This is a genomic window from Streptomyces sp. NPDC001450 (genome assembly GCF_053597295.1).
In genome coordinates this window covers 1-4,811 of sequence record NZ_JBSFHY010000109.1, presented here as the reverse complement: position 1 = coordinate 4,811, position 4,811 = coordinate 1, and the positions used below count along the sequence as shown (strand labels likewise).

General features: G+C 68.4%; 5 protein-coding genes. 3 read left to right on the top strand and 2 right to left on the bottom strand.

The features are described from left to right. The first annotated feature begins 277 nt into the window (after positions 1-277). The 3 genes from ACWC5O_RS44985 to ACWC5O_RS44975 all read left to right on the top strand — a co-directional run bounded on the left by ACWC5O_RS44985 (position 278) and on the right by ACWC5O_RS44975 (position 2,777). Positions 278-1,249 carry a serine/arginine repetitive matrix protein 1 gene (locus ACWC5O_RS44985; RefSeq protein WP_450781328.1) on the top strand — a complete coding sequence of 324 codons (972 nt, stop codon included), beginning with the start codon at positions 278-280 and terminating at the stop codon, positions 1,247-1,249. Then, positions 1,246-2,349: an integrase gene (locus tag ACWC5O_RS44980; protein ID WP_450592395.1), complete on the top strand. Its 1,104-nt coding sequence runs from the start codon at positions 1,246-1,248 to the stop codon at positions 2,347-2,349. Before ACWC5O_RS44985 ends, ACWC5O_RS44980 begins: the two co-directional genes overlap by 4 nt. Positions 2,350-2,552: 203 nt before the next feature. Next, positions 2,553-2,777 (top strand): hypothetical protein, encoded by a 225-nt coding sequence (locus tag ACWC5O_RS44975; protein ID WP_450592393.1) that lies wholly within the window; start codon positions 2,553-2,555, stop codon positions 2,775-2,777. A gap of 342 nt (positions 2,778-3,119) precedes the next feature. Here ACWC5O_RS44975 and ACWC5O_RS44970 read toward each other — a convergent pair whose 3' ends face one another. Next, positions 3,120-3,950: a Crp/Fnr family transcriptional regulator gene (locus ACWC5O_RS44970; RefSeq protein WP_450592392.1), complete on the bottom strand. Its 831-nt coding sequence runs from the start codon at positions 3,948-3,950 to the stop codon at positions 3,120-3,122. Positions 3,951-4,000: 50 nt separating this feature from the next. Further along, positions 4,001-4,264, bottom strand: coding sequence for a hypothetical protein (locus ACWC5O_RS44965; RefSeq protein ID WP_450592390.1), 264 nt, complete (start codon positions 4,262-4,264; stop codon positions 4,001-4,003). Positions 4,265-4,811 lie beyond the last annotated feature (547 nt).

Below are 4,811 nucleotides of genomic sequence, written 5' to 3'. Positions count from 1 at the left end.
TTGTTTTTTCTTTGTTTTACTCTACTTTCGGGACCCCGGCGCCCCCCGCCAGCGGGCGGGGGGGGGGGCCGCCCCCAAAAACAAAACCTACCCCCCCCCCACAAAACCGGACATGACGCCGGGTCAGGATGTGGGGTGGGGACGGGCGATGACGCCGAGCCAAGAGCATGTGGAGAGCGGCGAGACTGCGGCGCCGACCGAGACGAGCCCGCCGCCGAGGCCCTGGCGGCCCTGGGTCCCCCCGCGCTCTGCTCCTACCCAGCTCGACTTCCCGCTCGTGCGCAACGGGCTGGACTACCTGACGAGCGTCGTGGAGCACCTCGACGAGAACGAGTCGATGGTCACCCCCCGGGACGTGAAGTACGCGGTCCTCCACCTCCAGGCCGCCGTCGAGGTACTGCTCAAGGCCCGGCTGATGGCCGAGCACTGGAGCCTCGTCTTCAGCAAACCCGAGGACGCCACCCGCAAGGCCCTCGACGAGGCCACGCTCTCCAGCGTCACCACCGACCAGGCCGTCACCCGCCTGCGGAACATCGCGGCCGTGCCCATCACCGAAAGCGAAGGGAAGGCACTCACCGGCCTGGGCAAGCACCGCAACAAGCTGCAGCACTTCGGCCTGACCGCCCCGGCCCGCGCGGTGGAGGCCAAGGCCGGCGAAGTCCTCGACTTCCTGATCCGCTTCGTCGACGAGGAGCTTCTGCCCCGTCTCGGCCCTATGGAGAGGAAGGAGGCCGAGGGAACGCTGCGCGGGCTGCGCGGGGGCCTGGTCAACATCAACACCTTCGTGAAGGAACGGACGAACCGCGTCCGCGGCGAGGTGAAGAAGGAGGGCGCCGAGAACCGGACCATCCGGTGCCCCGACTGCGACCAGATGGCCCTCGTGCTCGGCGACGCGGCCGGCCCGGACGGGGAGCCGGTCGCTGCGTGCCGGTTCTGCGCGAGCCGGTGGGAGCCTGAGGAACTTTTGTCGTTCTTCCGCGCAGAGGGCCAGGACGAGCCGAGCGAACTCAACACCTGCCCGCAGTGCGGGGAGTGGATGCTCGGGTGGGGGGTCCGGATCCTCAGCGACCCCGTGGGGGAAGCCGCCTTCTGCTTCGCCTGCTCCGTTGCCTTCCCCGCCCTCGTCCCGTGCGACCGGTGCGGACGTCCAACCGATGCGGCCGACGGCAGTACCAGTCTGTGCGGGAGCTGCTGGGAGGACGCCGTGGAGGACCCCGCGGACTACGGCTACCGCGAGGAAGAGTGGTGACGGCAGTGGAGAGCACGGTGATCACGCCTTCCCCTGCCGAACTCCCGCCGGTCGACTCGGCGACCTCCGATCGCCAGGCGCTGATCGAGCGATGGGCCGAACGGCACGGCGTCGAGGCCGCCCGCCGCCTGGCCGAGGCCGAGGACCTGGCCGACGCGGTCGCCAAGGAGATCACCCCGGACAACACCGTGGACACCTACACGAAGTCGTGGCGGGTGTGGGGCAGGTTCTGCGCCTCCACCGGCCTGCCGGAGCTGGAGGGATCCCGCGGCACCCTGGTGGCATTCGTGACCTGGATGCTGCGCGAGGGCCAGCAGAACGGCACGGGCTACGCCCCCACTTCGGCCTCCACCCACCTGGCGGCCGCCGTCGTCGGGCTGCGCGAGCGCGGCGTGCAGGTCTCCGGCGACGACCAAACCGAGGCCCGCGCCGCGCTGGAGGGCCTGGCGGTCAAGCTCCTGCAGGCCGGAGAGCGGCGCGGCCGCGGACAGGCGGTCGGCGCCGACATTGATGGGCTGCGCGCCGCCGCCCGCGCCTGCCCGGACACCCTCACCGGAGCCCGGGACAAGGCCCTGGTGCTCACCGGCTTCCACTACGCATCCCGCTCCCAGGACCCGGCCGGGCTGCTCACCGGCGACGTCACCCTCCACCCGCGCGGCCTTGTCGTCGCCGTGCTCACCGGCAAGACCAAGCACAGCGTGCGCAACGCAAAGATCCCGTACGCGCAGGACCCGGAAATCTGCCCGGTCCGCGCGTACGTCGCCTACCGCACCCGCCTGGCCGCCGAGCAGGGCGGGCAGTGGGCCGACCCCGCTACTCCGGCCTTTGTTGGTATCGACCGCTGGGGCCACGTCACCGGCGGCATGGGGCCGGACAGCGTCACCCGCGCCATCAAGCGCATCTCGGAGCGGGCCGGCGTGCCGATCGCCTGGACCGGGCACTCCCTGCGCATCGGCCTGGCCTCCACCGGCCGCAGGAAGGGCAAGGACGGCATCGCCATCGCCGACCAGGGCGGCTGGGCCCGCCACTCCCGCTCCATGCTCGGCTACATGCAGATCGACGACGGCTGGGACGACAACGCCGCCGCCGGCCTCATTTGATCACCCGGCGCCCCCGACGGGCCGGTCCCGGTCGGACCCATTGGACCTAACGGGTCCGACCGGTGTTGGGCTGCGTCTGCCCCTTCCTCGGCGATGGCGTGGACGCCATCAGAAGCGGGCGGCGGCAGCCTCCGACTCGGGGTCGCCGATATCGAACGGAGCGCGACTAGCCGCACTCCCCGGCCGGGAGCACGCTGGGAGACGTGACCAGCACGCCGATCGTCGTGCACCAGCCGTCCCGCACCGGCGGCCGGAGAGTCACCGTGCACAGGCACGGCCGGGACGAGATCCTCGGTACCGCCTACAGCGACCGAGAACTGGTGGTGTTCCTCGAAGGTGCGGGCCTCGATGATCCCGAGGGCGTACTGGACGATCCCCAGTGGGTGGAGTGGCGGGGAGGCGGCCCACACGAGTGGAACGCGGCCTGAGCGTCTGTCCTGAACCCTCCACGTCGGCGCGGTCGCTCGGGAAGCCGGGAACTGGGGCGGTGACCGCCGACTTGAGAAGGACAGATGCCTGGGTCGTACCAAGTGCGAGCGAAGCCTGCGTGACGAAGGTCACTCCACCGCGAAACGCCATAGAAGTAAGCAATGCCCCGGATAGGAAATAACCCCGCAAATACACCTCGATTAAATCGAGTTACGGGGTCACTTATCTCGACGCCAAGCTAATTATCGATCAGAGTGGTCAGAAACGAAAGAGGACGGGCAGCAAAAAGCCCGCTCCCCGGAAGAGGCTTTCCAGGGAGCGGGCGAAGAGCGGAATGTTTACTACTGAACTTCCGCCGAGCCGGTGACCGTCTGCGAGAGGGTCCGGACCTTGCCGAACAAGGCGAGTTCCCGCTCGTCCGGGAACCGGTACTGGCGATATCCGGTGGTGACGAGGCCACGGTCGCGCAGGGCCTTAAGGGCGTTCTCGATGGTCGCCCGACTGACCGAGAGGGAGTCAGCGAGGTCGGTCTGCGACGGCCCCTCGATCATCCGGCCGTACCTCGTGCAGGGAACCGCACACCGGTCGAGGAGGTGCACGAAGAGGCCGGCGAGCCGCTGCTCGGGCTGGAGACTGCGACGGTTGTAGACGCGCTCCGCCGTGACGAGCTGGTCCGCCAGCACCCTGCCGAGGGCCATACCGATGAGCCCGTTGTGCTCGACGATGGAGCGCACCCGGGCCAGCGGCATGGTGAGCGTGAGCGTGGAGTTGAGACAGCGCGCCGTGGGCGCATGAAGATCGGGGCTGAAGACCTCCGAGACGCCGAGTACGGCGCCGCTGCCGTGAATGCGCACCGTGGTGTCCTCGCCGTACGACGACTCCTCGTACACACAACCGGAGAGCACTATGTGCACCGCCGAGCCGACGGAGCCCCTCAACTGGTCGTTCCGGAAGCTCTGTCGGGTCGACATCGCGCTGGCGAGCTCGTGGCGGGTGCCGCGGGAGAGCTCGGCCAGAAACGGGTTGAGGTCGATGAGCGCCTGCATCGCACGGGAACCGGAGAGGCCGTGACCCACCAGGCCCGTCTCCTCGTCGAAGGCGTACACCGAGTTGCCCAGCACCATGGGCTGCACTCCGCCCCTCCGGCGGCCCAGTCCGAACACGTCGGACATGCCTCGATTGATCCTGAGGGCCTCGGCCGTGCGGCCGCTGGCAAAGCCCATCAGAGGACACCTCCCGTGGCGGGAGTCTCGGGCAACACGGCCGACGGGGCGGCGGAGGGGATGAGCTTCTGCCCGGTCGGCGCGACGGTCACGGTGGCCGAGGGGGGAGGCGCCGTCGGCGCGGGGGAGAGCGGCTCGACGATGCGCGGGATCACCGCGAACAGAACGGCGACGGCGCCCAGGACGGCCGCGATGCGCGCGGGAGTGGACGAGAGGATCTTGACGACGAGTACGACGGTTGCCCCGGTGATCGCAACGATCATGACGGCGGCCGTAAGGAAATCCATTCCTTTAGTCCTCTGAAGTTGTGGTTTTTTGGCGGGTCCAGCGATGTAGGTCCTGCATAAGAGGGGCCCCGAGGCGACTGGTGGGGTCGACTAAAAAGAGGGACCGCTCTTGATCGAGCAGGATATAACACGGTCAGCGGGTCACGGAAACGTCACCCTCGGGGTAGGGATTCGGAGCGCTCGATCCCCAGCACTGTCGCGGGATTCGGATCCCATAAAGAACGGGAATTACCGACGGGTAACACCCGACACTCCCGAACTTTAGGGAATGGATCTCCGGGGTGGGCCGTTACATTCAACAGAGCTGACGTTGTGCCTTGGCGGGTCCAGCGACAGCTTGTCGGGGTTCCCTCTGGGGGTGGTGCCCCGGAGGGCCCCGACCAGAATTTGGCCTCCGACCTGCGAGGACACAACAGAAGATGAACATCCCAAACGAATGAGTGGCGGCACCCAAGGTGCCGCCACAATGTCGTTCCACACCCACAGGAACTGGAAGATGCCGAGGCTCGCGATCGCGGGCCCG